Source organism: Niallia sp. FSL W8-0635 (assembly GCF_038007965.1).
In the GTDB taxonomy this organism is placed as follows: Bacteria; Bacillota; Bacilli; order Bacillales; family Cytobacillaceae; genus Niallia.
In genome coordinates, this window is the sequence record NZ_JBBOYD010000001.1 from 2,658,227 (window position 1) to 2,684,955 (window position 26,729).

Below are 26,729 nucleotides of genomic sequence, written 5' to 3' on the forward strand. Positions count from 1 at the left end.
TAAAAAGAGGATGACAAAAATCTGTCACCCCTTTTCCTGTTTCTGTTAAACCTATTTTTTCATTTCCTCTTTTAATACTTCAACCGCTTTTTTCATTTGCGTGTCTGATTTTTGTAGTTTTTCGCGGAGTTTATTCATTAATTCCGTTGTTGTCTTATCTGTAATAACTCCGTCTACTTTTAGTTTCTCTTTCTCCTGGAACTCTTTCGTTGCATTTTCCGTGCTTTCATCAAAATAGCCATTTGTATTGTCTACATCATATCCTAATGCTTTTAGCATTTTTTGGGCAATTTTAACTTCTTCAGAATTGCTTCCTTTTTTCAGTTTACTTTCAGGATTAATCATTGTTAGACTCGCATAGCTTGGTAGCTCGACTTTATGTGTCGGTTCAATTCCTTTTTCATGTATCCAGCTACCATTTGGAGTTAACCATTTATCTATCGTAAACTTCATATTGCTTCCATCTGTAAAGCTCTTTGCTTGTTGCACCGTTCCTTTTCCAAACGATTTTACACCAACCAATGGAACGTCTGCAGATTGATTAACAGCCCCTGCAAGAATTTCTGAAGCACTAGCACTTCCACCATCAATTAGAACAACAAGTGGTATATCCATATTACCGCTATTTTGTGAAGTAACTTTTTCTACCGTTCCATTTTTATGCTCAATTTGATAAATAATTTCCCCATCTGGAACAAAGAGACCAGCAATTTTTTTCACTTCTTCAAGTAACCCACCAGGATTATGTCTTAAATCAAGGACAATACCTTTCATGCCCTCTTCCTGATATTTATTTAGAATTTCCACTAATTCCGATGCTGTATGTTCAGAAAAGCTAGTAATTTGGATTTTGGCAATTTTGTCTTTTCCCATTTCCCCATATACTGTCTCAATAGGAATTGTATCTCTTGTGATCGTGATTTTTAATGGATCACTTGTCCCTGAACGCTCAATTTCTAATTCTACTTTTGTTCCTTTTTCACCACGAATTAAAAGAACGGCTTCTGAAGAACTCATTCCTTGTAGAGATTTCCCGTCGACTGTAAGAATTTTATCGTTCGGTTTAATTCCTGCTTTTTCAGCTGGTGACCCTTTTATTGGCGATACGACAACAATGCTATCATTTAATTGCTGTATTTCTGCGCCGATTCCTTCAAACGAGGAAGAAATACTTTCTTGAAAGCTTGCTGCTTCTTCTTCATTCATATAATCAGAGTATGGATCATCAAGTGCTGTAAACATCCCATCAATAGCACCATTAACAAGATCCTCCGAAGTTAAATCTTTATAATAGTTTTCCATCAATGTATCATACGCTGAATATAATTTATTAAATTCATCCCTTTGATTATTAACTGTTACAGCAGGCTCTTCTCCAAAAGAAAAAGCAATCGTCGTTATGCCCGCCGCTGCGATTACTACAACAAATAAAAGCATGACAAAATAAAATTTTTTTATTTTTAGATAACCCTGTCCGCTTTCTTGTTCTATTTCCTTTTCATGATTGTTTTTTTCGTTATCCAAATATTTCACCACTTTCGTTTCCAAGAGAGTTATACACTGCATTTATGTATAAAAATAGAATACCATGTTTAATTTTATTTAATCAAATGTAAGGAGGCTTCTTCTATTGAAAGGACAGAAAAGAAAATGGTATATCCAAATATTACTTTTCTGTATACTTCATTAGATTTTTCGAACAACCTTAAAGTATTCTTCTAATGTCCAGTCATTTTCATATATATCTTTTGCTGATTTTTTTCCAACATATCGGAAATGCCATGGCTCAAATTTATATTGCGTAATATTTTCTTTTCCCTTAGGATAACGGAGAATAAATCCATATAAATGCGCATTTTCTTTTAACCATTTGCCCTCTTTAGTATCCGCGAATTCTTCCGTTAAAAGGAAATCAGCACTCTCACTTGAAATGTCCATTGCTAGTCCTGTTTGATGCTCGCTATTACCAGGATAAGCAACTGCTTGCACAGCCTTCTCTTCTCCTACTCGATCCACCTCTGCATCGAATAGGACTGTTTGGCGATCAAAGGATCGAAAACCAGAAACTGCGTAAAAGGTTAAGCCACTTTTCTTCGCTCCAGTAAACATTTCTTCTAACGCTTTAGCAGCTTCTTCTCGCATATAACTTTTTTCAATATCTTGGTTACCGAAGGAAAATTCCACATTAGGACGGACTAAATCCTCGGGAGTATATCCGTCTGGTAATCCAAATTCTTTATTGACAAGCGAAACAATATTCATCGGATTTTGAATAATATTTCTTCCATCTACTACTTTTATTTCATTAAAAAAGATGGATTCTAATGTCCAAGGATATTCTTCTTCCTCAGGGGCATTTTCAGAAGGATTTTGTTCCTCTTGCTCCCCTTGTTCTTCTTTCGCTTGCTCGTCTTTATCTACTGGCGTTTCATTATCTTGCTCATCTGCTTTCTCTTCCCAAAAAGCTACTTTATCTTTTAGTGATGTTAAATCTACTTTTTCACATCCTGTTAACATAAGCGTAGCTAATGCTAATGAAGAGATGGCTACTGATTTTCTCATTTTTGTCACCTTACATATCATTTAAATTTTCTTCTATTCACATACTTGATAAAGGTATGCAAAAGCATACCTTTATCAAAATCATTATTTAATTGCAGCTTCTAAAGCAACTTCAATCATTTCATTGAATGTTGTTTGTCTTTCCTGAGCGGTTGTTTCTTCACCTGTTAAAATATGATCACTCACTGTTAGAACGGAAAGTGCTTTACGATTAAATTTAGCAGCGATTGTATAAAGTGCAGCAGATTCCATTTCAATAGCAAGAATTTGGTACTTAGCCCATTTCTCTAACTCAGAATTATCATTATAGAACATATCTGCAGTAAATACATTTCCTACTTTGAGCGACAGCCCTTTTTCAAGTCCACTATCATATGCTTTTTTAAGTAAATCAAAGTCAGCTGTTGGTGCATAATCAACACCACCAAAAGTTAAACGATTCATTTGAGAATCAGTTGAAGCACTCATAGCTAGAATAACATCTCTTACTTTTACATCCTTTTGAATGGCACCACATGTACCAACACGAATTAAATTTTGTACATTATAACTACTTATTAACTCATTAATATAAATTGAAATTGAAGGAACGCCCATTCCTGTTCCTTGTACACTAATTCTTTGTCCTTTATATGTTCCAGTATAACCAAACATATTGCGGACTTCATTATAACATTTTGCGTCTTCCAAGAAATTTTCAGCAATATATTTTGCTCTTAACGGATCTCCTGGTAGTAAAACTGTTTCAGCTATTTCATGTTCTTTTGCACCAATATGTACACTCATTACTATTTCCTCCAATTGATACTCATTTCAATATTCTTATCCAAATATTTCATGCATTTGATAACTTCACTATTTGTACTATATCATATTCTAATATGCTGTAAAACATATTTAATTTTAGCATAACTGATTTTTGAAAGGTTATACTAAAATTAGTTTTCCTCCACTAAGAGGCAAAACTAATTGGTTAACAAATGAAATGTGGTTAAAATAAATACGAATGAGGAGGATTATTATGGGAAAAAAACATCGAAATCGTATAAATTCTCCAAAGAAAAATAATCATATACCAAAAGAAGCAATTATCGCTGAGCACGAAGCTCACGGTAAAGAATACTCTGCAACTGGACGAAAACGATAATTAATAAAGATCTGACTTTCTTCTCGATTATACAATGGAGAAGAAAGTCAGATTACAAAAATTAGTTCCTATAATTCAAAAAATGGCAAGGATTTATCCTCACCATTCTTATTTTCATTATTCATCAAGTTCTTCATCAATAATGCATTTGTCCAATAAATATTCAAATGTAATGTCAGCCAATTCTTCAATTTCACCTTCAGTAGGAACGAATCCCCTTTTTAATAGCTCACGAAAGAAAAACTCTGCTATTTCCTCAGTATCAATAATCACGTCGATTTCTTTCAAGCTTATCGCCCCCTTTTTAAAGAATATATGTGACATCTAAAAAAAAATGCTTTCTTATTGAAATTATCTGACAAAACAGATATTTTTTCAAGGAAAAATATCTGTTATTAGCAAAATTAATAGATTCAAATTTTATAAAGTCTTCTAAAAAAAGAGACATGTTTATTAAAACTTAAACATATAGTTTTAGTAAAAAAGGGAGGCGTTTACGTGAATAAAATCCAATACTTAATCGAAGATATAAAAGTAGATTTGAATGAAGATAACAGTGAGATCCTTTCTATTTTCCATTCCCTTTTAAAAAAGTTATTTTCCCTTCTAGTAATTAGCAGTGTTCCAATGTTTATCTATCTCTTATTCTAAATCTTTTTTTCATTGTCCTTATCTGTTCGGTTGCATATTGTTTTTAATTTTCGCAAGGTTAACTTCATTACCTGTTCATACTCAGGGTCTTTAAATAACGAATAAAGAATACTGTAATCATTATATATATCTAACAAACCATCAATAAGCTCTTTCTTTTCCTTTGTCCTTTCTAATAATTCTTTTTCTGTCTTTTGGAAAGAGCTATTTGACTTTTTTAAATCAATAGACTTTTGTTTTTTATCCAATATATACAATAGCCCTAATTTTTGAATAAATGAATCAGCACTGTCTGCATCCGCTACTAATGTTAATTCATCTTCTCCAGCCTCTAACCATTCTCCATCACTAACTCTAGAAAGCTCGTAAATTACATCTTCCCAAGCATCTGACTTATATCTCCAAATCTCTGTTCGAAATCCCATAATTTTAAATAGATTTGATCCGTATCCTTTTACTTTCACTAAATCACCGATAAAGAAGCGATATTCTATATCGATTTTCTCTGAATCCATTATTTCTCCATCATATTCAGACAGCATTTGTAAACTTGATTCTAAATATAAACCTTCACTTTTATTTACTTCATATACATGCATATTATCCAAATATTTCACGTCCGTAATTTTACCTACTGTTCCATATATTGTGATTACAACAGTATCACCAATTTTAAATTTCGGTTTTTTTCGATTCGCCATAATTACTAATCCTCTCTAAACAAGATTGTGTGGCATTGCCTACTTTATGCGGTTTTCCCCCACACTCTTGAGTAGAACATTAAATCAAATGAAGATGGGGGATATTAAAGGAATATAATCCTATCTTCAGTTACCATGTAATTTTTCATCCTTTTTAGTTATCTAGACTTTCCCTTTTGTTTTGTATTATCATATGCAAAAATCCATTATTCGCTCATAAAAAATGATGCATACCACAATCATGAGTTTCCTATTAGCTTTAAGACTGTTTATTCATTATATGTCTATATGGCAATAGGAAGAATACATTCTAACGTTTAAGTACAGGCACTAGCTCTTCCTTTTTTCTTTAATCAAATACAACCACCCGAATTTATGGATAAGATTGCAATTAAAAATAAAAAAACATCCGAGCAATTTCTTGCTGGATGTCATCAATAGCTATAATTTTTCTTTTCTTCTTGAAATAAATATTGCTCCCACGCCTCATCGAAAACGCGCATGCTTTGAAGATAGTGACCGTTAAATTCTAAGTAATTACTGATTTCGTCATAATCAAAACTATTCTTCGGAAAATCATGATCAAGGTAAGCTTCATTTGCAAATTCGCTAATTTGATCTTTTGGTTCAGGATGCCGAAACTTCATAAGAAAATGATAAAAGGATTTAGTCATATTTCTCACCTTCCTCGATCAATAGATATAACGTATACTATACATAATTGAAAAAAATGGTGCAAGTGATAAAGGTATTTTTCAATCATGTAAACGAAGAATTCATTGATTATCTAATACTTTAATAGGGTAATTTAATGAACAGAATAACATTTGTTTTTATTTTAGTTTGTTGTTTTTCAATAGGAAAAATAAATGAATTAGATATACTGAGGAGACTTACGCGTAGCCTATGTAAAGCGAAGTGTATTCATGCTGTGGATCACTTTACGAAAACAGCCTTATGTTAAAAGGGGGGAAATAATAACCACAATGAAAAAAAGATTTAAATATTTTGTTTACTCTCTTATTTTTATCGTTATTATAAGTATGTTTTATGTATTAATTCAATCGAAAAAAACAGAAAGAAATGTCTATGAAAAAATCGCTGATGGAAAAAAGGTGGACTACTTAATTGTAGGCGATAGTATAGGTCGTAGCTCAGGTGCTAGTAATAACCAACATAAATGGTTTCAATTAGTCGAAAGAAGTTTAACAAAAAAATATGGTGGATCCTTTACTAGACATTTAGTTGTTCAAAGTGGTGCTACTGCATTTGAAGGACTATATAAATTGAAGAATAACTTATCGAAAGATGTAGATCTAGTCTTCATTGTTTTTGGAGAGAATGATCGTAAATATATGGATAAAGAGCAATTTTATTTCTTATATCAATCCCTACTAGAAGAGATTGTTATCCGATTTCCGCAGGCTGAATTAGTAACTATTACCGAAAGTAGCTTGGATAACGAGGATTTCATTCATGTTATTAAACAACTATCTAACAACTATTATGCTACAAATATAGATATGCGAATTCCCTTTCAAAAATCCAGACTATCGACAGATCAATTAACAAAAGACCTTGTTCATCCAAATGATTATGGTTACTATTTATATGCTCAGGAAGTAATTGATACAATGGAAAAAGCAATTGGTGAGAAAAAAAAGGTACTTACATCTTCCATCCCTATAAATGAAGTAACAAGGCTACATATGAATACTAGCTACTCTTATCATTCCATTGATCCATCATTTAGAAACGAAAAAGGATATTATACGTCCAATAAAATTGGTGCAAATATAGAATATCATTTTTCTGGATCATTTTTAGGTGTAAATGTGATTAGAAGCGAAAAAGGTGGAATGATGGATGTTTTTATAGATGATAACTATGTAACAACGATATCCACATGGTGGCCATTTAGGAAAGAAAGATCTTTATATGTCACAAGTGGATTAGCGAATCAAGACCATACAGTTACATTTCAAACTTCAGCAAATAAATCAAGATACAATATAACAGACCAACAATTGATTCAAATTTCTTCCATCATTACAAATTAGCTCTATTTAGAGGAAAGAAAATAAAAATAGAAAAGGATATGCCGAATTACCGGCATATCCTTTTCTATTTTTCAAATAATCGTAGATACTTTCCATATCCTTTTTCTTCCAAATCTTCTTTTGGAATAAACTTCATCGCAGCAGAATTCATGCAATATCGTAAGCCTGTTGGATTAGGTCCATCATTAAATACATGACCTAAATGGGAATCAGCTTCTTTACTTCTTACTTCAGTACGAATCATTCCATGACTCATATCTTTTTTTTCTGTTAATTCCTCTTCATCAATTGGCTTTGTAAAACTTGGCCATCCACAACCAGCATCGTATTTATCGAGAGAACTAAACAACGGCTTTCCAGAAATAACATCTACATAAATTCCTTCTGAAAATTCATTCCAATATTCATTATGAAAAGGAGGCTCTGTCCCATTATTTTGCGTAACTTCATATTGTATAGGTGAAAGTTTTTCTTTTAATTTGTCTTTTTCCATTACTTATCTCTCCAATTCTCTTGAATATAGGCTGCACGTCCTGAACCAATATGATAACGATTGTAATGTTCAGGATTCTTTTTATAATAATCCTGATGATATTCCTCTGCAGAATAAAAGGTAGAAGCAGGAATAATTTTTGTTGCAATTTCCTTATTAAACTGACCACTTTTTGCTAATTGTTGCTTTGATTCTTCAGCTAATTGTTTTTGTTCCTCGGTATGATAGAATATTGCCGTTTGATAAGAAAGGCCACGGTCATAGAACTGTCCACCAGCATCTGTTGGGTCAATTTGTTGCCAATAAATACTCAGTAGTTTTTCATATGGATATATGCTCGGATCATATGTAATTTGGACCGCCTCATAATGTCCAGTAGTCTCTGAACACACTTCTTTATAAGTAGGATTCTCTTTATGACCCCCTGTATATCCCGAAACAACTTTTAAAATGCCAGGTTCTTGATCAAATGGCTTAACCATACACCAGAAGCAGCCCCCAGCAAATGTTGCTAATTCCATCTTTTTTTCCACTTAAACAGCCCCTTTTAAAAAAACTTTCTCCTCTTTATATTCCCTTATATCATTGATTTCACACTATTAGCTTACTGTTTCGTGTAGAAATATGCAAAAATTAAGCTCCCTTTAAAAAAATAAAGCCCCCCTGCTTTTTTATAAGCAAGGGAGCATAACACTATTTAAATGCAGCAAAATCACTTTGTTTTATATTTTTTCGTCATGCTTTTCCATTTCTTCTTTTCATCAGACTTTGCTTTCTTATCTTGACGCCTTTCTAAAAAAGCTAATTCTCTTAATAATTTTTTATAGCTACGTAGTCTATCTTCTTCCATTTCTCCATTTGCAAGAGCAAGCTTTATTGCACATCCACTCTCTTTTTCATGCTGACAATCCCTAAATTTACAATGGCCCGCAAGCTCTTCGATGTCCGAAAAGCTATTAGAGATTCCATCATCACCATTCCATAATTGAAGCTCCCTCATCCCAGGAGTATCGATTAATATTGCATTATTAGGCAATAAAACCATTTCCCGATTTGTTGTCGTATGTCTTCCTTTTGCATCTGAATCTCTAATTTCTTGTACTTCCTGTTTTTCATATCCAATCAAGAAATTTGTTAAAGTTGACTTACCTACACCAGATGAGCCTAATAAAGCAACCGTTCTTCCTGGATGAAGGTATGCTTGCAAATCATCTAATCCTGTCTTATTTACAACACTAATTGTAATAACGGGTATTCCGAGAGCAACAGCTTCTACTAGCATTAATTTTTCTTTCACATCAACTGCTAAATCGGCTTTGGTCAAAATAATAACAGGATTTGCTCCACTTTCCCATGTTAAGGTTAAGTATCTTTCTAATCTTCTTATATTTAAATCTTCATTTAACGAATTAACCAAAAAGATTGTATCAACATTTGCTGCTACTATTTGCTCTTCCGTATTGTTACCAGCTACTTTTCTAGAAAATTTGCTTTTTCTTGGCAAAATAGTTGTGATTGTCCCTTTCCCTTCTTTTATTCTTGGGGAAACGATAACCCAATCTCCTACAGCAGGATATTCCTCTCTAGATTGAGCATCGTAAGCTAATTTTCCAGAAACTTCACATAATAACTCTCCATACGCAGTCCATACCCGATACATTCTCTTATGTTCTAAAGAGATTCTGCCAATTATTTGATTTTCCTTAGCTTGCTTTTCAAATTCATCTTTTACATTTTCGTTATAGCCAAATTGAGTTAATTCCATTTATAGACCTCCAAATGTTTGCAAGATAAAAAACCATGTTGCATACAGCCCATGGTTTTGGTTTCCTTACAAACATTAAAAAATCTTCAACGAAAGAACTTAATTTCTTATAAAAAAATTAGTGCTATCGAAGTAACCGTTTGGGCTGTATGCTATTTAAAATATTTACGTTTAATAAAGTATTTTTGCTCATAATACATCAGCCCCTTTCATTTAATATTCTAATTATACAAATTTTCCAACTAATTGTAAACCATTTTTCACTCTTTTCATTAGGCACTTTCCCTAAGATTTAGCATATTCTATTTCAGAAAGCCTTTTTCTAAAAATTATATGACAGCTATTACCCTCATAAGAAAAACAATTAAATTATTATTCATAGGAGTGAGTCACATGACACAAGATCAATATCACTCGATACAAGAAGCCGGTATGTATAATGTATTAAGTGATTATTATAAATATACAAATCCAGAATTACATGTATATTACTATCATAAACATCTGCAAAGCTTGAATAATGCTTTTAGCCATGATAGTAAATCTGCAGTAGTCACAGATATCCAACGACAAAAGGAATATGGAAAAATAAGAATACTACACGGTGCCGAGAGCGCCACAACAGTTGATATTTACATTAATGGAATCCGTATGTTTAAAGAAGTCTCCTATAAAACGATGAGCAATGACTTAACACTACCAGCCGGAAAATACCAAATAGACATCTATGAAACTGGAAAAATGATTGATACATTGTGCAGTCAGAAAATTAATGTGGAAAGTAATGTATATCATACTTTTGCAGTTAGTGGAATGGATAATAAGTTAAAAGTTTATTCTTTCCCGGAATATCCAGTCGTACCTCCAAATGAAACCAAATTACGAATTGTACAACTGGCAGAAAACTTGCCAACAATTGATATCGCCGTTCAAAAAGGAGATGTCGTCTTTCCCTCTATAAATTATAAAGGAGCTACTTCCTACTTAGCATTGTATCCAATGTCCGTCTATTTAGAAGCAAGAAATTCAGATACAAAGGAAGTATTAAAAAAGTTCCCTTCATTAAGATTAGAGCCTGATAAAGCGTATACGGCTTTTATTGTGAAAAATACGGAAGACAATAGTTGTGAATTGCTACTATTTTCCTGTTAATATCAAAAAGGCTATCCTTAAAGCTTAGGCAAAACATATTTGACTTCATCGTTTTGTTTTGAAATGAGCTTTTAATGGAAATAGCCTTTTGCTGCTTTCTTATTCAGTTGGCAATGATAAATTAAATTGAATATTATTGTTTTCTAAATCAAAAGTTTTCATTTCTACTAACATCCCATTTTTTAAATCCATCTCTGTTAAATGAACATATATTTCTTCATCATTTGGTTGAATATCAACCCATTCTGGGAAATTATATTGATTAGCGATAAAATTCATTACATAAGAAACTGGTAAAGGTAACTGACCGATACTGATCTCTTTTTGTTTCAATAATAAATCGCCATTTTCCAATGCGATTGGTTCAAATGTTAGTTTCATTTGAATATCTGTGTTGAAAATTGGTAAAGTTCCATAAAGCTCAACTTGGTCCGCTATATTTATTTCATAATGAATGGGACCATTTAAGCCTTCTTTTTCTAAATAATGATTGATTAATTTTGTTAAATCCTCTCGATTTGTCGTCACCGCAAAAGGAACTTCTTCTCTCTGTTGCTTCTTAATGATGTTTGCCTTCTCAACTGGTTTAAAAATGAGAATAGCTAAAAAAATAATACTAAGTACAAGAATGCCTATTAATGTTAAAAATGCAATTTTCCACTTGTTCTTAAACAACCTTTTCTCCTCAATTCTCTTCTGTTTGCAAATTCTGAAGTATATCAGCTAATGGTTCTGTTAACATTTTATTGTATATAGACTCTGCAATAAGCTGGTACCCCTGATCATTAGGATGAAAATAATCTTCATATAATAATTCCGATGTCGGATTTTCAAAAATATTTTCTATGCTAACAAAATAAGTATGGTCAAATTCCGCTAATACATTTTCACTCGTACTATTCCAATCTGCAACAATTTGATTCATTTCTTTTATATCTGAAAACATTTTAATAAAAGGATTGTATACCCCTACTAATATGATTACTGCATTAGGATTGTTTTCACGTATAATCGACATAACATCAAATAGATTTTTTTCATATTCACCTAATTGTTCATTAAATGAATCAACTTGCAAATTGGTGAAATTATTTCTTACAACCTTCATTATGTCATTTCCACCAATAGTTATAATAACCCCATCTGCTTTTTGGATTGACTTGCTAACTTCCTCTGTTTTAATTCTTTTTAATAACTGATCTGACCTGTTGCCTCTTACTCCATAATTAACAAAATCTGCTTTATTCACTCCTTTTGTTTCTTCAAGTAAATCTTGCAGATATGGAACATACCCACCTTTTCCAGTGCTATCACCAACACCTTGTGTAAGGGAATCTCCAACAGATACGATTGACAATTCCTGTGGTAAAAAACTTACTGGAATATCCTTTTTGTCGGTTACGATGACTTCTTTTTCTTTATTATAGAGCGTCGGATTAGAGCAGGAAACAAGCATTAAAAGAGAAAATAATAAAACAAGAAAGGTAAATGTTTTTTTCATTCTTTCACCTACCTTCATTTTTTATAGTATAGCATATTGGGAAGGGTTCGAAATATTTTATGCACTTATTTTTTTACCAATAGCGTACCTATATACATCCTATTCATTTCCAAAAAAAGAGAACTTGCTCCTCCTGCTTTTTCTTTGTTTAGGATGGTTTTATTACTACACTGTAATTGCTGCGTATTTAACAAATCACACGATTTTATCTTATTGCGATAGAGGAATATAAATCTTAAATATTGTACCTTTCCCCTTTTCGCTTTGTACTTCAATACGTCCTCTCATCTGTTCAACCATTTGATAACAAACCATTAACCCCATGCCAGTACCTTTTTCCTTTAAGGAATAAAATGCGGTACCTAATCGATTTACCTCTGCTTCTGTCATCCCAATACCAGTATCTTCAATTTCAAATACACCGTATTCATTCGTAGGATATAAATTAATTGTGATAGTTCCCCCATTTTTCAGTGCTTCAATTGCATTTTTTAATATATTGATCAACACTTGTTTCAATTCATTATTATTAGCTTCTATGTATACTTGCTGAATATTCTTTTTAAAGTGAATACCTTTGCCCATCATTGCATAAGAATGCATTAAATCAATTACTTTATTTGCCAAATCGGCTCCGTCTATCTTTTGTGATTGTTCAACATCAGGCTTTGCAAGTGATAAATAATCATTAATGATGGTTTCAGCCCTATTCATTTCTTCTATCATCAATTTAATATATGTTCTTTCTTCTTCACTCATATGTTCTTTCGCATAAAATATTTGCAGAAACCCTTTCACTACGGTCATTGGGTTTCTGATTTCATGAGCAACAGATGCTGCAAGTTGACCAACAGCATTCATTTTCTCTGCCTTCTGCAGTTCCCGATTCATCTTCATAAACTCAACTATATTGTCCATTTGCGTAAGAGCTTCTTCCATTGTAGATAATTGAAAATCCTTTGATATTGTGCCAAGCTCTTTTGCAGTATTTGTTAATCGGTAAAAAAGAGATGCAAGATTATCAACAACCTCATTAAAGTTTTTCATTAATCCTTTTAATTCCGAATGCTCATTCACTTCCATCTTAACATCAAAATTCCCGACGCTTAACTCATTTAAACCTACCATCATTTGAGAAATAGGACGAAGAATCTTATTCAACCATTTTCTTATAAATAGAAAGATCATTATATAAGTAAGAAAAATAAATAATACCATTTGAATGACTATCTTTTTAAATAAAAGGATTTGATCACTAATTTTTGTATCCATGCCAATAATTCCGACTAGTCGCCCGTCTTCATCCTCAATTGGGCTAAAAGAACTTATATAGTAGCCTTTCTTAAGTTTGTATATGCTACTATGATGAATTTCATGCAATGTAAGTGCTTTATTATAAATCGGCTTTGTTTGATCAGCTAATGAATCTATATAATTAATTTCTTTTTTTTGATTTTGCGGAGAAATAACTGCAATAGGAGTTCGCTCCCCATTTTCCCCTACCATTGCTATATAAATTATTTCCTTCCTATCTGAAATGATATTATTAAAATCCATAGAAAATAAAACGTTTTGTAAAAGTTGTTCCGAATCTGGATTATTTGTCCATTCTTTCATTTCAATAGCTATACTTTTACTTAATAAAGTTAAAATTTCTTCCCCATCTTTTTCAAAATGTATTTTCAAATCTTTATAATGATGATAAAAAATGAATGTAATGAAAAGTATTAGAAGGAAAAAGGGCAGAAAAAAAGAGAATACTTGTTTTTTATTCACAAACGGAATATTGCATATTATTTTTATCATACTGGCCACCTATTTCTTATATTCCTTATTCTATAAAAGACAGATTATTTGTACATCCTGTGGATGAAACACATACTTTCCCCTGACAACATCTTTAATCATTTGCGTAATAAGCATTCGCAAGTATAATTATTATCTTGATTCGACATTTTCACTTAAATTCCCTTTAATTGCTCCATTTTTTTTAGAAAACCACGAGTTTTATATTTTCCTCATTAATTTCATTGATAAAATGCTCCATCATGTGCCAAAAAATCAAACTTTGAAAATGTTCCATTAAATGCAGTATTTTATAAATTAAACTTTCCATACAAAAGAAACCCCACCTGTTTAAGATGGGGGTGTATAACAATATATTAAAAATTTAAATCCGTTATTAATTCTGATTTTCTTAAAGAGCATTAGCTATCTATTCAATATAATAACTAAAACCAATAGCTCCTTTTCCTGTATGTGTTGAAATGATAGGTGTTGTATAGTCTATATCCACTTTCTTAAACCCAGTTGCCTTTTCAATAGCTTCCTTTAATTTAATGGCAACATCAAGACTTCCAGCATGCGTAATTCCAACACTTTTAATTTTTTTTCCAAGACTGTCTTCCAAAAAAGCACTTGCTAAATACTTTACTGCTTGCGAACGACTTCTTACTTTCGTAATTGGTGTATATACACCATCGTCAAGCGTTGCAATTGGCTTTATATTTAGTAAAGAACCAAGAAAAGCTTTCCCTTTTCCGATTCTTCCGCCCTTCATTAAATTCTCCAATGTATCGACAACAACATAAAGTTTCGTATGTTTCTTAATATGATTTAACCTTTGCAATATGTCCGCTACATTGTGACCTTCTCGGGCCATTTCTGCAGCTTCTAGTACTTGAAAGGATAAACCTTTGGATATAAATTCAGAGTCAACTACAAAGACCCTAGCTTTTGTTAATTGACTAGCACTTTTAGCTGATTCTACTGTCCCACTCATACCACCAGTCATATGAATAGAAATAATATCATATCCTTTATCAGCAAGTTCGTCATATTTTTCAACAAAGGTGCCAACAGAAGGCTGTGAGGTTTTTGGTAATTCTTCTGATTCCATCATTTTATCAATAAATTCAGCAGGAGTAATATCAACTCTATCCAAATAAGTTTTATCATTAATAAAAATAGATAACGACACTACTTCAATTTCATATTTTTCTAAAATTTCCTGTGATAAATCGACTGTTGAATCTGTTACAATTTTGATTTTTTTCATTTCACACTTCCCTATTTCTCATTCATTTTTCATTAAAGCGCTTTCTTTATTATACATCTATTTTAAGAATATTCCTATGCTCTTCTATATTATTTTGGAGCATATATTATTCACTATACCACAAATTATTCTTTTCGTAACCTGTGAATTCCATCACATTTTTTTGTTAATTTGTATAAGATAAACTATGACTATTTGTGAATGGGAGTCAAATTAGAAATTCGATACATGAATGCTATAAGGCAAGGTTTCATGGATTTTTCCATAATACTGACTAAAAAAATTATGATAAATCCCCTATAAAATAGGCCTTGCATGTTTATATCTCTCCCATGCAAGGCAATAATCGATATCATTAAATGTTAAACAAGCAAATGGAATAAATTAGAATCTCTATTCACTTCAGTATAAGGAAATCCTTTTATATCCATCCTTTCAATTAATCCTTTGTAGTCATCCCTATTTTTCAGCTCTAAGCCGACTAGCGCTGGACCATTTTCTTTATTATTCTTTTTGGCATATTCAAAACGAACGATATCGTCATCTGGTCCTAAAACATCGTCCAAAAATTCTCGAAGCGCACCTGCTCTTTGAGGGAAATTAACGATGAAGTGATATAATAATCCTTCATATAGTAAAGAACGCTCTTTAATATCCTGCATTCGATCAATATCATTATTTCCACCACTTATGACAACTACTATGTTTTTTCCTTTTATCTTTTCTTTATATAAATCCAGTGCAGCAACTGGTAAAGCTCCAGCTGGCTCTGCAACGATAGCATGCTCATTGTATAAAGAAAGAATAGATGTACAAACCTTTCCCTCAGGTACTAATACGATATCATCAACATAATCTCTACAGATTTCAAAATTCTTTTGACCAACACTTTTAACTGCTGCCCCATCTACAAATTTATCAATCTTATTTAAGGCTACTACCTTGTTTCTAATTAAAGCTTCCTTCATGGAAGGTGCACCAGCTGGTTCTACACCAATCATTTTAGTAGATGGTGAAACACTTTTCATATATGTACTTAATCCTGCCATTAAACCGCCGCCACCTATGCTTGCAAAAACATAATCAATTGGGACATCAATATCATTCATCATCTCTATAGCCATTGTACCCTGTCCTGCAATGACATTCTCATCATTAAATGGATGAATAAATGCTCTTTCCTCTGCTTCTGCACAAGCAACTGCTTCTACATAGGAATCATCAAATGTATCACCAGTTAAAATAATTTCCACATTTTCCTTTCCAAACATTTTAACCTGTGTCACCTTTTGTTTTGGCGTAGTCGCTGGCATAAAAATTTTTCCATGAACATTTAAATAACGACAGGAGTATGCGACTCCTTGAGCATGGTTGCCAGCACTAGCACAAACTACGCCATTTTTCATTTTTTCTTTTTCTAGCATTTTCATCGAATAAAAGGCACCCCTTAATTTAAAGGAACGCACATGCTGTAAATCTTCCCTTTTTAAATAAATATTACAATCATATTTTTCAGATAACCGTTGATTTTTTTGTAAGGGAGTATGGGCTACTATGTCTTTAATTCCTTGGTATGCAATAATAATATCCTCCAATTGCACCCATTTTTTCATTACATTTTGTTCCATTTCCACACCCTCATTTCTGACCATTTTAATTTGTACATTATACCACGATTTCCTCACATTCTACCAACAAAATTTTAAATTTTCTATTTTTTTAAATATTTTGAATGCGTAAAATTATTTCCATTTAAATCATACGCTATTAGTTTGTTTTTATGATAAGAATACATTACAATGAAGGAATAAGGAGTGACTTTAATTTATGAATTTTTCAATAAAAGATTTTTCAATAAAAGAAGAAATCGCCAATAGTATTACCCATGGCATAGGCTTATTATTAAGTATTCCTGCATTAGTAATGCTTGTTTTAAATGCTGCTGAAACAGCTAATCCCTGGAGAATCGTCAGCTTTTCCATTTTTGGTGCAACGATGATTATCCTGTATTTATGCTCCACTCTATTGCATAGTATCACCCATGAAAAAGTAAAGGATTTTTTCGAGATATTAGATCATTCATCCATTTACCTTTTAATCGCTGGAACATATACTCCATTTGTTTTAGTTGCCATTCGTGGCGGATTAGGATGGACGCTTTTTGGACTTGTGTGGGGATTAGCTATTATTGGTATTGTCTTTAAATGTTACTATGTCAAAAAATATATAGTAACATCAACGATCCTCTATGTTATTATGGGCTGGCTAATTGTGATGGCAATCGTACCACTATTTCATGCAATCGGAATGACCGGTTTCATGCTTCTTATTGGAGGCGGCCTTCTTTATACTGTTGGAAGTATATTTTATGTTATGCAAAAAATTCCATACTTTCACGCCATATGGCATATCTTTGTTTTAGCGGGCAGTGCAATAATGTATTTCTGTGTATATCTCTATGTTTGATTATTAAATAGGTACCACCTATCTTTCTATAAGAAAAAGGAAGGCAAAATTAGCCTTCCTTTTTCTTATAGTTCCGTTCTTTCATACACATAAAATACATGAGAATATATATTTTTCTCATCTACTATCCCTTTTTGTTCACTCACAAGCTTCCATTCCTGCCAATTTAGGGCAGGAAAAAACGTATCTCCTTCAAATTCATGATTGATTCGTGTAATGTATAATCGGTCTGTATTACTTAATGTTTCTGCAAAAAGCTCGGCACCACCAATAACAAAAATTTCTTCATCCTTTGCATTACTCCAATTATAAAATTCATCAACCGAGTGAAAAATGGTACAACCTTCACAATTATAATCTTGATTTCTCGTAATAACGACATTTTCACGATTTGGCAAATTTCTACCGATTGAGTCCCTTGTTTTTCTTCCCATCACAATCGGATGCCCGGTCGTTATTTCTTTAAAATACTTTAGATCTTCTGGTAAATGCCAAGGTAATTGGTTGTTTACACCAATTACACCGTTTATATCCATTGCAACAATCAATGAAATCATACACTTACCACTCCTTTAATATGAGGATGTGCTTCATAATTTACAATTTCAAAATCCTCATATTGGAAGGAGAAAATATCTTTTACATCCTTATTGATTTTCAGCTGTGGTAATGGCTTTGGATCTCTAGTAAGCTGAAGCTGAACCTGTTCGATATGATTCGTATAAATATGAACATCGCCAAAAGAATGAACAAAATCCCCTACCTCTAAATCACAAACTTGAGCAATCATATGGGTTAATAATGCATAAGAAGCAATATTAAATGGCACCCCAAGAAATACATCTGCCGATCTTTGATACAACTGACAGGATAATTTACCATCTGCTACATAAAATTGAAAAAGACAATGACATGGAGGCAAGGCCATTTTTTCGATATCTCCAACATTCCATGCGCTAACAATTAATCTTCTCGAATCTGGATTCGTTTTGATTGAATGAATTAATTCTGTAATCTGATCAATCGTTTTACCTTCCCTTGTCGTCCAGGAACGCCATTGATGTCCATAAACTGGGCCAAGATTTCCTTGCTCGTCCGTCCACTCATTCCAAATTCGGACATTATGATCTTGTAAGTATTTTACATTTGTATCTCCATTTAAAAACCAAAGTAACTCATAAATAATAGAGCGCAAATGCAGCTTTTTTGTAGTAATTAAAGGAAAACCTTCGGATAGATCAAACCTCATTTGATATCCAAACGTACTAATCGTTCCAGTACCTGTTCGATCTTCTTTCTTTACACCATTTGTTAAAATATGCTCACATAGATCTAAATATTGTTTCATTTTAAACACCCTTTATATTTAATTGCAATTCAAGTACATAACTTATTTAATAGAAGCGATATAATGATATGTTTTCGGAGCTAATTGTAATAATTTTTCCTTTTCCTTGCCTCCAACATAGAACATTGCAAATGTCTCTGCGAAATATTCTTCTGCATATTGAAGAAAATATGGTCTATTAGGAAATAACTTCCCTTTTTCCTCATTCCAAACTAATCGATATGCTTCTGTTTTACTCGCATTGTTTAATACTTTATAGTCAATGGAATGGGCTAATTCATGGTATTCTAAATTAATAGAGCTATGCCCTTGCCCCTTTTCACTAGCACCTATTTTCACAAGAACTACTTTCCCTCCACCTATTCCAGGCACATCATCCCATGTCTTTTTAGAGGTGTATCCTCGTGGAATAATTCCAGCAAATTTTTGTGCGGTTTTATTATCAGTTAATTTACCGGTAAATAATTTCACTTTTATTCCACTAGATTGCACCTTTTTTAAAAGCGAAGAAGGCAGATGATTTAATCTTTCTATCATACCGGCTGCTTCTACTTGATCAAAAGATCCTTCTGGCAATATAATAATATTCCCTAAATTTTCTTTTGCATCTACGGTTAAATGTGCTTTAATAATGGTTAGTTCAGATAAGTTCTTTAAGTATATTTGATTATTCGGAAGCTGTGAGTTTCCCATCAGAATACTTGTTGCTGCTATCATACTTAATGGTGCTATTCGTTTGAGCCATCTCATCATACTTCCTCCCCAACATACCTCTCCCTGTTAATCTATTATTATTGCATAATAATCAAAAACAAGGTGAGACAGCCTATTCTATCTAGAATTATAGCATAGGTTAGGAATCTCAAAAACAAGTTATTATTGGGTATTAATTTCCACAAAAAAATCCAAAAGAAGGATACATAGAGGAATTTTCTTGTCATTCTTCTACTACCATTCTTTTTGGATAATCTGTCATCATTGAAAGGAAGAGAACATTTATTTCACATTTTGCATTGCTATTTAAACATCTAAACCATAATTACGGCACAAAGCAGCAAGTCCTCCAGAAAAACCGCTTCCTACTGCATTAAATTTCCACTCACCATTATGCTTATAAAGCTCACAAACAACAACAGCTGTTTCAACAGAAAAATCTTCCCCTAGATCAAAGCGTAATATTTCTATATTATTATCTTCATTGACTACGCGTACAAATGCGTTAGAAACTTGTCCGAAATTTTGTCTTCTTGATTCTGCATCATGGATTGTAACAGTAATTCCTACTTTATGTACGTAAGGAGGCATTTTGGCAAAGTCAATGATAATTTGTTCATCATCCCCATCACCTTCACCAGTACGATTGTCACCGGTATGCTCGACTCCTCCACTTGGATGGACTAGATTATTATAGAAAATAAAATCCTCATCGTTTATAACCTTGCCGCTTTCATTTGCCATAAAAGCAGAAGCATCTAAATCAAAGCCAGTTCCACCATCGTATTGGTTAAAATCCCAGCCTAAACCAATGATAGCTCTAGTTAAACCAGGATTTGTTTTGGTTAAATCAATTCGTTGACCTTTAGAAAGATTAATACTCAATTTCTATTCCCCCTTATGTAATAATAGATTAATTGGTGCTACCTAAATTAAGAAAACGATTTAACTACCTCACCTAAGCTTCCTGCGTTAGTGCCTGTACCGATTGCAGCAAATTTCCAATCTTGTCCATGTCTATATAATTCTCCAACGATTAAACTAGTCTTCCCTGCATAATCATCTGTCAAATTATAATGTAAAAGCGCTTGGTTCGTTAGTGGATTTACAATCCGAATAAAGGCATTTTGTATCATCCCGAAATGTTGTCTGCGTTTCACTGCATCATATATATTTACAACAAAAACTAACTTATGAATATGCGTAGGTACTTTATTTAATTCAACATGAATTTGTTCATCATCCCCATCGCCATCACCAGTTAAATTATCACCTGAATGCTTAACACTACCATCACGGCTTTGTAAATTCCCAAAATAGATTACGTCACTATTTGCTTGAACTTTCCCTTGTTCATTTACCATAATGACCGAAGCATCACAATCAACATTTGCTCCTTGACCGCCGCCAAAAAGTGAACCTAGTAAGCCACCTTTGCTTTGCTGAACTGGATCCCAGCCAAGCCCTATCAAAATTTTACTTAGTCCTGGATTTCCCTTTGTTAAATCAACTCTTTGCCCTTTTTGTAAATTTATCGCCATTATTCTCCGCTCCTATGTATGTTAATTAGATACTGTTTTAAATATTTTGTTAAAAGACTGTATTAAATATTATCCTCGTTTAAATAATTATTCCGCTGAAATTTGCCAATAGATATTAAAAAAACTGTATTTTTCCTAGTTAGGGAGAGAATCCTGATAATATTCTCGTCCCCTTCTCTAGAAACAGAAACATTAGGTAAGTGTCTTGAATAGAATAGAATCCACTCCCTATATTAAGCTTCGTTTTTTTATTGGAACTTTTAATGAAAATGCCAACAAAATAATTACCCTTGAAGCTTCATTTGCTTAAAGTTATTTTGTAATTCTTCTAATTTTTTTGTTCCTTCTTCTCTTAAGCGCTTATTTTCTTCTTCAATTGATTTCGTTTCTTGCATGCCCTTAATGATAATATTCCACGATTCTTCAATTGTTTCAATCTTAATACTAGGACTGCCTGCAAGTCTTGCAATATCTACACTTTGTTGGGAGATATTTTGGGCATTTTTAACAAGCATTTCATTCGTTCTTCTATCTAATTCACTCATACTATCTGCAACTAACTTTTGTCTTTTTGCTGCAACAGCTTGAATAAGACCATTTTTAAAAATAGGAATCGTTGTAACAAAGGCTGAATTAATCTTGCCTATTAATTTTGTATTTCCTCTTTGTAATAAACGGATTTGTGGTGCTGTTTGTAAGGCAACCATTTTTGCCATTTCTAGATCATACACACGTTGATCTAACAATTCTATTGCATTTCTAAGCGTATCTAGTTGCATACCGGCTAACTGATCTCCAGCAATCGCTTTTGCTTCAATTTGAGGGAGTAGCTGAGTCTTTAATTCTTCTGACTTCATACCTCCTGCAACAGCGTATTTTTCTAATGTTAAATAATATTGATAATTTTGCTCATACATTTCATCGAGCATAGTAGTAGAATCAACCATTTCATTTTGATATTTCGAAATTTCTACATAGACTTTGTCAATCTCTTGTCCCATAGATTGATATTTTCCAAAAAGCTTTTCCATGATTTTTTCACTTTTCTTAAACAGTTTTCCAAAGAAGCCCTTTGAAGTATCTTCAAAATCCTTTTTATCGAATTTATCCATAATGCGACCTAGCTGTTTCAATAACTCTCCCGAATCTTCCACCTTTGTCGTTTTCATATTATTTAGGATTTTATCGGAGAATTTAGAAATTTGTGTTGCTGGTTCTTTTCCAAATTCAAGTATTTGAATTTGATCCTTTTCGTCGATTGCCTGTGCCAATTTCTGTACTTCTGGCTCATTTCTAAGCGCTAATTTGATTTCTGATACTTTTTCTTCCGTTAATAATTCTGCAACTTGATTGTCTGCATTATTTATATTGGACGATTGCATATTCATCTTTTATTCTCCTTTTCTATTCTTTAAAAATCCGCTAAAAATTCCCCTTTTTAAAAAGGACGGTTCCTTGTATTCCATGTCAAACACAACATCCTCTAACCAATGAATATCAAATAATGTTTTCTTTGTAAAAGTCTCCATATCTACATGTCCTGCAGGATTATAGATAATAATATCAACTCCAATGGTATTCATTAATAGAAGCATTGCAGCATCCTCTCTAGTAAACACACCATTCTGCTCTGTTTTAAAAAGAATGATACTAGGAACCGCTTGTGCATAATCGAACTTTTGTAGCATTTTCAAGAAATCATCAGGTATTAGTAAACATTGTGAAAATAGAAAAATTGCTACATCTTCATCTGTTTCATTAGAGTGTTTCTTAAGTGCTGGTCTTGCACACACTCTAGAAATAGCAGCAGCTATTCCTCTTTGTAAGCCAATTGGTATCTGTTTATAATTCCAATAATGTGCGCTCAATATCTTGTCAGGGTCAAGCAATCCATCTGCTCCTAGTGCCCCACGATAATGGTAGCGATAATCACTGATAATAGCTTTTGTAAATGGAAAACTTGTAATCAATAACGATTCCTCTTTATTGACTATCTCGTGTATTCGATCCCAGTATTCTTTTCGATTTTTACTTACACCAAATATTTTAGCAAAAACAGATGGAATATGCACTTCACCATTGCTAACTTCAAAGTTTGGACGAATCATCGCGAGTTCTTTCTCAAGTAAAAATATTTCATCATACGTCGTTTTTAATGTAATGGAAATTGGGAGGTAATCTCTAAATTGCCAAGGTTTATAAAGATTAGATCCTTCATGGTGTAGGATGCTCTCAATTTCTCTTGATGCCCTATATGCTACAGTTGCTGTTCTTTTTCTTTCTTCTTTAGGAAAACTTTCAGGCTCTTTAAATTGTGGGTATTGATGCTGAAAAAACAGTTCCTTATCTAGCTTTAATTTATCGAGAATATCCTCTCCTTCAGGATGTACAATGACAATATCACATCCAAAGGTAAGGAGATAATAAATAAAATAGGACTGACTTTTATTGGCATCTCCATACCATAAAAACTTAGGCATGTTTTCATTTAACTGGCTGTCTTCCAAAGCAGGCTGTAAATGATTGATCGACCATTTGACAATATCAACTACTAATCTTCTTATATCATTATTTTTTAAGCCGTTATCTTCAATTTCTGCAAAATGCTCGATAACTTTAATGAAACTTTCTCTTAATTTACGATGAATGGCAGGAATAGATGATTTCAACAAGACATTTTCCCCATCAAGAAAAGCTACAAATCGATTGATGGACAAATTCTGTTCCTGCATTCGATTAAATACTTTTTGAATAGATTGAAAGTGCTGATTATCAATTGCCCGATCAAGGGTTTCATCCGTTAATAAGTGCAAACCAGTATTATCTTTATATATCCAATTAAACAGCTGATTATAATACTCATCCTCATCTAAAGATATTCCAAATAACTTTACAACAGCCTGACCGAATGTAAAATTACGATTATTCGTATCATGCAATGGTCGCTCTTTAAGAGGCTTTAACAGAATATCAAACCAATTTTCTGTAGACAAAGGAAGTATTACATTTTTGATTGTGTAAAAGTCCTTGTTCATTTTCTCCACTTCCTAATTTTATACCCAAAATATATATCTCTCTTTATCATAGCATAGCTTTACGATAACACTAAATATTCTACTTGGTATTTCTTTACGAAAGTTTCATAAAAAAGTTTCATTTTTAAGAGTGAGAGGAATAGAATTTTCTCTTTTATCTTAGAATGGTGATTTTAGCACCTAATCTTTTACTCGAGCATATAATACAGTACATTAGGCGAGTAGGTGCTAACTATGAGATCATTCTTTCGAAAATACACGTATCATGAAATTGAAGCAGATTTAAATTATGTACAAAATGTTCTATCATCAAATATGTATGTGTTTGTTGATTTAATCTTTATTTCTTTAATTATCAGTTTTTTTATGGCTATATTTTTCGAATCTGTTTTATTTGGGGTTATTGTGTTTATTTGCTGCTATTTATTTTTTGTCGCTATTTATTGCTTATTGCTTAAATGGATTAAAGATCCACCAGAAGATGAGCTTTAGATATGGTCACTCTTGTAATAAAGTGAACCATCATGATGTTTTTTTGGAATTTTAGCTACCCATTAATAGAGGATAAAGTTTAGAGGCGAGTATTTTACATTCGCCTCTTTCTCATACTTCAATTTATTCATATTTGTAAATTAAACTGTTTATGAACATTTCTAACGATTTCTTCTCCAGCGAATGCTCCTTTTTGAATCGTTAGATGATGAGTTGAATTTAATGTATTTTCCAAAGTTAACTCCCCATGTCTTGGAATGTATCCTATATGACAACAACTTAGAAACGGAAAATCTAATAAAGAATCACCCGCACCAATTGATTTCTCCACTCCTTCTCTTTCCATTATGTACTTAATCGCCTCTCCCTTACAGATGGGCCTTGGCATAAAATAAAGTTTACGTCCTTGTAACGATACATTCCAGCCATTTTCTAATGCAATCTTGATTAGTTCACTTTTGAAATCTTCGTCTATAGTTGTTTTTAATACATAATAAAAGAAAAGATTATCGGCAATTTTCAACTCACCATGCAGAGAATAACTCTTTAGCTTTTCTAATAATTCGTCTTTTTCCATACAATCTTCTTTTAATTTAGTATGAATGATTTCTGCCCAATCCTTTACAAGCGTTCCTTTATAATGGATTTTTGCCCCATTACTTGTAACACAGTATGTCATTGGCATTTCTTTTTCAAAAATAAAAATCCGCTTATATTGTTCATAGGTTCTGGTTGTAACCGGAACGAATAAATGCTTAGTAGCAATTTCCTTCAATAAATAATAACTATCCTTTGTCATAAAAGAAACATGTTCCCCATTTTTTGCTTCCACACCGACCATCGATTGGTTCCAAGGGGTTTCCATCTCATGTAAAGCACGTTTTGAATAAATTAATGTTCTGTCTAAATCTGACGCAAATAGATTCATCCTTTTTGCACTACCTTCTTAATTAATCCACAACATGTATAGCTCATATTTGGATATGGAATTACTTCTACGCCTCTTTCTTTTGCTAGCAAAACAATATGTTGCACATAAGGACTGTCTGGATCCTTCATTAAAACCTTCCATGGCACTCTTCTTAATAATACTCTTGTCGTTTCACCAACACCTGGTTTTACATAATGCGTACTATCAATGTGGAATTCTTCCTTAATGGTCAGAACTTCTTTCATCCCTTTAAAATCAACTGTTTGATCTTGCTCATTTGCATGAATATTCTCCTCTATTTGGACAGGATTTACTTTTTGGAATTCTATTGTAATCTCGTCTAAATAGTTATTCGATACATCATAAGGCTCTAATTCCTTATAGTACTTCGCCCCATGAAAATCATCTTTGCTTATATATTTTTCATTTAACACCGTACGACTTACAAGTCCTGAGACAGTTGAATTTAAACAAGCACTTGGGATTAAAAAATCTTCTCTCGTTCCATAAAGTGTTGTACAGTATCCTGGATCAGCAAGCACTGCTAATGTATCATCTAATCGAATATGATATTTTTGGTAAAATTCCTCACAGTTTTTCGTTAATTCAATTGAAATTGCACCTTTTCCTGTCCATCCATCAATAAATTGAAGAGCGAATCCCTTATGTGTTTGCAGCATATAATGAATCGCATTTTCATCGATGCCTCTATCTCTTATGATAGATATACTGTAGTGTGGTAAAGAAACGTCATATTTCCATTTCAAATAACGTTTAATTAAGATTCCAATAGGAGTCCCTGCTCTTGCTAAGGAAACCAATACCGTTTGTTTACCATGTTTCCGATAAATTTGTTCGGCAACAATTGCTGTACAAAGGGCTACTTTGTCTTTATAAGCATCGAGCGTCTCCCAAAAAAGTTGCAAATAATGTTCTGGTGGATTATATTCGATTGGCAGCGTTTCACTATAATGCTCTCCACCTTGAATCTTTTTTTCTCGTTCTTCGGTTGAACCCTCTAGTGTAACGTCACTTAAGTCTTTTAATAGAAATATAACATCTTCCTTATCATAGGAGCCGAACTTAACTAGTTGATTTACGTTTGCTTTCAT

The 26,729-nt window shown here is 32.7% G+C and carries 29 protein-coding genes; 6 read left to right on the forward strand and 23 right to left on the reverse strand.

What is annotated here, in order from left to right:
* Positions 1-51 precede the first annotated feature (51 nt).
* The 3 genes from NYE52_RS12795 to deoD all read right to left on the reverse strand — a co-directional run bounded on the left by NYE52_RS12795 (position 52) and on the right by deoD (position 3,348).
* Positions 52-1,524 (reverse strand): S41 family peptidase, encoded by a 1,473-nt coding sequence (locus tag NYE52_RS12795; protein ID WP_445669112.1) that lies wholly within the window; start codon positions 1,522-1,524, stop codon positions 52-54.
* Between the two features lie 162 nt (positions 1,525-1,686).
* Positions 1,687-2,562, reverse strand: a complete 876-nt coding sequence (locus tag NYE52_RS12800) for a M15 family metallopeptidase (RefSeq protein WP_341193417.1) — start codon at positions 2,560-2,562, stop codon at positions 1,687-1,689.
* Between the two features lie 84 nt (positions 2,563-2,646).
* Positions 2,647-3,348: a purine-nucleoside phosphorylase gene (gene deoD / locus NYE52_RS12805; protein WP_341193418.1), complete on the reverse strand. Its 702-nt coding sequence runs from the start codon at positions 3,346-3,348 to the stop codon at positions 2,647-2,649.
* A gap of 235 nt (positions 3,349-3,583) precedes the next feature.
* Between deoD and NYE52_RS12810 the strand changes: the two genes are divergently transcribed.
* On the forward strand, positions 3,584-3,709 hold the full coding sequence (locus tag NYE52_RS12810) for a hypothetical protein (protein ID WP_016203953.1): 126 nt from the start codon (positions 3,584-3,586) through the stop codon (positions 3,707-3,709).
* Positions 3,710-3,826: 117 nt separating this feature from the next.
* Here NYE52_RS12810 and NYE52_RS12815 read toward each other — a convergent pair whose 3' ends face one another.
* Entirely contained in the window at positions 3,827-3,997 is a 171-nt protein-coding gene (locus NYE52_RS12815; protein ID WP_312098154.1) for a YozD family protein, read from the reverse strand.
* 210 nt (positions 3,998-4,207) lie between these two features.
* Between NYE52_RS12815 and NYE52_RS12820 the strand changes: the two genes are divergently transcribed.
* On the forward strand, positions 4,208-4,360 hold the full coding sequence (locus tag NYE52_RS12820) for a hypothetical protein (RefSeq protein WP_341193419.1): 153 nt from the start codon (positions 4,208-4,210) through the stop codon (positions 4,358-4,360).
* On the opposite strand, the gene NYE52_RS12825 is transcribed toward NYE52_RS12820, so the two are convergent.
* Together NYE52_RS12825 and NYE52_RS12830 are read right to left on the reverse strand one after the other, a co-directional pair.
* Positions 4,357-5,061, reverse strand: coding sequence for a hypothetical protein (locus NYE52_RS12825; protein WP_341193420.1), 705 nt, complete (start codon positions 5,059-5,061; stop codon positions 4,357-4,359). The two genes, NYE52_RS12820 and NYE52_RS12825, sit on opposite strands and share 4 nt — an antisense overlap.
* Before the next feature lie 434 nt (positions 5,062-5,495).
* Complete coding sequence (locus NYE52_RS12830; RefSeq protein ID WP_341193421.1) at positions 5,496-5,735, reverse strand: YozE family protein; 240 nt, start codon at positions 5,733-5,735, stop codon at positions 5,496-5,498.
* A gap of 312 nt (positions 5,736-6,047) precedes the next feature.
* On the opposite strand from NYE52_RS12830, the gene NYE52_RS12835 reads away from it, so the two are divergent.
* Positions 6,048-7,121, forward strand: a complete 1,074-nt coding sequence (locus NYE52_RS12835; protein WP_341193422.1) for a GDSL-type esterase/lipase family protein — start codon at positions 6,048-6,050, stop codon at positions 7,119-7,121.
* A gap of 64 nt (positions 7,122-7,185) precedes the next feature.
* Here the strand turns inward: NYE52_RS12835 and msrB are convergent, their stop codons facing one another.
* The 3 genes from msrB to rsgA form a co-directional block, all read right to left on the reverse strand.
* Complete coding sequence (gene msrB / locus NYE52_RS12840; RefSeq protein WP_341193423.1) at positions 7,186-7,614, reverse strand: peptide-methionine (R)-S-oxide reductase MsrB; 429 nt, start codon at positions 7,612-7,614, stop codon at positions 7,186-7,188.
* Complete coding sequence (gene msrA / locus NYE52_RS12845; RefSeq protein WP_341193424.1) at positions 7,614-8,147, reverse strand: peptide-methionine (S)-S-oxide reductase MsrA; 534 nt, start codon at positions 8,145-8,147, stop codon at positions 7,614-7,616. Before msrA ends, msrB begins: the two co-directional genes overlap by 1 nt.
* A gap of 179 nt (positions 8,148-8,326) precedes the next feature.
* Complete coding sequence (rsgA, locus tag NYE52_RS12850) at positions 8,327-9,379, reverse strand: ribosome small subunit-dependent GTPase A (RefSeq protein WP_341193425.1); 1,053 nt, start codon at positions 9,377-9,379, stop codon at positions 8,327-8,329.
* A 393-nt stretch (positions 9,380-9,772) separates the two neighbouring features.
* On the opposite strand from rsgA, the gene NYE52_RS12855 reads away from it, so the two are divergent.
* Positions 9,773-10,531 (forward strand): DUF4397 domain-containing protein, encoded by a 759-nt coding sequence (locus NYE52_RS12855; protein WP_341193426.1) that lies wholly within the window; start codon positions 9,773-9,775, stop codon positions 10,529-10,531.
* Between the two features lie 99 nt (positions 10,532-10,630).
* Here NYE52_RS12855 and NYE52_RS12860 read toward each other — a convergent pair whose 3' ends face one another.
* The 5 genes from NYE52_RS12860 to ilvA form a co-directional block, all read right to left on the reverse strand.
* The gene (locus tag NYE52_RS12860) at positions 10,631-11,206 is read right to left on the reverse strand and encodes a YpmS family protein (RefSeq protein WP_341193427.1); all 576 of its coding nucleotides are present in this window, start codon (positions 11,204-11,206) and stop codon (positions 10,631-10,633) included.
* 10 nt (positions 11,207-11,216) lie between these two features.
* Positions 11,217-12,032, reverse strand: coding sequence for an SGNH/GDSL hydrolase family protein (locus NYE52_RS12865; protein ID WP_341193428.1), 816 nt, complete (start codon positions 12,030-12,032; stop codon positions 11,217-11,219).
* Between the two features lie 210 nt (positions 12,033-12,242).
* Entirely contained in the window at positions 12,243-13,838 is a 1,596-nt protein-coding gene (locus NYE52_RS12870) for an ATP-binding protein (protein WP_341193429.1), read from the reverse strand.
* A 409-nt stretch (positions 13,839-14,247) separates the two neighbouring features.
* Positions 14,248-15,090 (reverse strand): DegV family protein, encoded by an 843-nt coding sequence (locus tag NYE52_RS12875; protein WP_341193430.1) that lies wholly within the window; start codon positions 15,088-15,090, stop codon positions 14,248-14,250.
* 362 nt (positions 15,091-15,452) lie between these two features.
* On the reverse strand, positions 15,453-16,718 hold the full coding sequence (gene ilvA / locus NYE52_RS12880; RefSeq protein ID WP_341193431.1) for a threonine ammonia-lyase IlvA: 1,266 nt from the start codon (positions 16,716-16,718) through the stop codon (positions 15,453-15,455).
* A gap of 199 nt (positions 16,719-16,917) precedes the next feature.
* On the opposite strand from ilvA, the gene trhA reads away from it, so the two are divergent.
* A complete protein-coding gene (gene trhA, locus NYE52_RS12885) occupies positions 16,918-17,556 on the forward strand; it encodes a PAQR family membrane homeostasis protein TrhA (protein ID WP_341193432.1) in 639 nt (212 codons plus the stop codon).
* 65 nt (positions 17,557-17,621) lie between these two features.
* Here the strand turns inward: trhA and NYE52_RS12890 are convergent, their stop codons facing one another.
* From NYE52_RS12890 to NYE52_RS12920, 7 genes are all read right to left on the reverse strand, one after another.
* On the reverse strand, positions 17,622-18,113 hold the full coding sequence (locus tag NYE52_RS12890; protein ID WP_341193433.1) for a dihydrofolate reductase: 492 nt from the start codon (positions 18,111-18,113) through the stop codon (positions 17,622-17,624).
* Positions 18,110-18,904 carry a thymidylate synthase gene (locus tag NYE52_RS12895; RefSeq protein WP_341193434.1) on the reverse strand — a complete coding sequence of 265 codons (795 nt, stop codon included), beginning with the start codon at positions 18,902-18,904 and terminating at the stop codon, positions 18,110-18,112. The genes NYE52_RS12890 and NYE52_RS12895 overlap by 4 nt, the downstream gene beginning before the upstream one ends.
* Before the next feature lie 42 nt (positions 18,905-18,946).
* A complete protein-coding gene (locus tag NYE52_RS12900; protein ID WP_341193435.1) occupies positions 18,947-19,654 on the reverse strand; it encodes an anthrax toxin lethal factor-related metalloendopeptidase in 708 nt (235 codons plus the stop codon).
* A gap of 270 nt (positions 19,655-19,924) precedes the next feature.
* Positions 19,925-20,503, reverse strand: a complete 579-nt coding sequence (locus NYE52_RS12905) for a TerD family protein (RefSeq protein ID WP_341193436.1) — start codon at positions 20,501-20,503, stop codon at positions 19,925-19,927.
* Between the two features lie 47 nt (positions 20,504-20,550).
* Positions 20,551-21,159: a TerD family protein gene (locus NYE52_RS12910; RefSeq protein ID WP_341193437.1), complete on the reverse strand. Its 609-nt coding sequence runs from the start codon at positions 21,157-21,159 to the stop codon at positions 20,551-20,553.
* A gap of 284 nt (positions 21,160-21,443) precedes the next feature.
* The gene (locus tag NYE52_RS12915) at positions 21,444-22,541 is read right to left on the reverse strand and encodes a toxic anion resistance protein (RefSeq protein WP_341195184.1); all 1,098 of its coding nucleotides are present in this window, start codon (positions 22,539-22,541) and stop codon (positions 21,444-21,446) included.
* A gap of 9 nt (positions 22,542-22,550) precedes the next feature.
* Complete coding sequence (locus NYE52_RS12920) at positions 22,551-24,194, reverse strand: YceG family protein (protein ID WP_341193438.1); 1,644 nt, start codon at positions 24,192-24,194, stop codon at positions 22,551-22,553.
* A gap of 234 nt (positions 24,195-24,428) precedes the next feature.
* Here NYE52_RS12920 and NYE52_RS12925 point away from each other — a divergent pair, with 234 nt between their 5' ends.
* Entirely contained in the window at positions 24,429-24,686 is a 258-nt protein-coding gene (locus NYE52_RS12925) for a hypothetical protein (protein WP_341193439.1), read from the forward strand.
* Positions 24,687-24,813: 127 nt separating this feature from the next.
* Here NYE52_RS12925 and NYE52_RS12930 read toward each other — a convergent pair whose 3' ends face one another.
* A complete protein-coding gene (locus NYE52_RS12930; RefSeq protein ID WP_341193440.1) occupies positions 24,814-25,614 on the reverse strand; it encodes an HAD family hydrolase in 801 nt (266 codons plus the stop codon).
* Positions 25,611-26,729 carry a cysteine protease StiP family protein gene (locus NYE52_RS12935; RefSeq protein ID WP_341193441.1) on the reverse strand — a complete coding sequence of 373 codons (1,119 nt, stop codon included), beginning with the start codon at positions 26,727-26,729 and terminating at the stop codon, positions 25,611-25,613. The genes NYE52_RS12930 and NYE52_RS12935 overlap by 4 nt, the downstream gene beginning before the upstream one ends.